Annotated in this window: 1 pseudogene; it reads left to right on the top strand. The window is 69.4% G+C overall.

The features are described from left to right. Positions 1–148: 148 nt before the first annotated feature. Positions 149–552 (top strand): annotated as a pseudogene (locus tag FVW27_RS19090) (response regulator); the annotation flags it as partial.

Below are 552 nucleotides of genomic sequence, written 5' to 3'. Positions count from 1 at the left end.
CCAGTTGGGGGCGCGCCGACGGGCCGCCCGAGCCTGCCACCCGTCTTGCGGCGCGGGGGGGCCATCCGCATGGGGGCGACCACGCACCCCGTCGGCCCCCCGTGTTCCATCAGTTGATAAAGCTTAAGGTTGCGGGTACAAGGTTCTAATGTCCGCCCGGCGCATACTATTCCTCGCTCCGGCCACCGCCGTGACCCGAATCTTCCCCAGGCTGCGTGATGCGGGATTCGAGGTCGGCATCGCCGAGAACCTCAAGGGTGCCTCCGCCTTCATCCGCAAGTCGGGCCCGGCCGTGATCTTTTCGCGGCCCAGCCTGCCCGGATACAAGGTGGACGACCTGCTTGCGGTGGGCGCGGATGACCCCGCGTTTCCCCCCGTCATCGTGTTTGCCGAAAAGGGCTCGGCGGAAGAAGCCGAACGCTGCATGTCGCTGGGCGCGCGCGACTACTGGCTGGAACCGCTCCTGTTCGAGAAGGTGGTGGCTGCGTTGCCCGCGCCGCGCCGCGCTGCCGCGCCGGTGCCCCCTTCGTCCACCCTGGGCGGCCGCACGCC

Origin of the sequence: Nitratidesulfovibrio liaohensis (genome assembly GCF_011682075.1) — a bacterium.
GTDB classification, from domain to species: domain Bacteria; phylum Desulfobacterota; class Desulfovibrionia; order Desulfovibrionales; family Desulfovibrionaceae; genus Cupidesulfovibrio; species Cupidesulfovibrio liaohensis.
The sequence above is the reverse complement of the archived record's forward strand: the minus strand, read 5'-3'. Positions and strand labels throughout refer to the sequence as shown.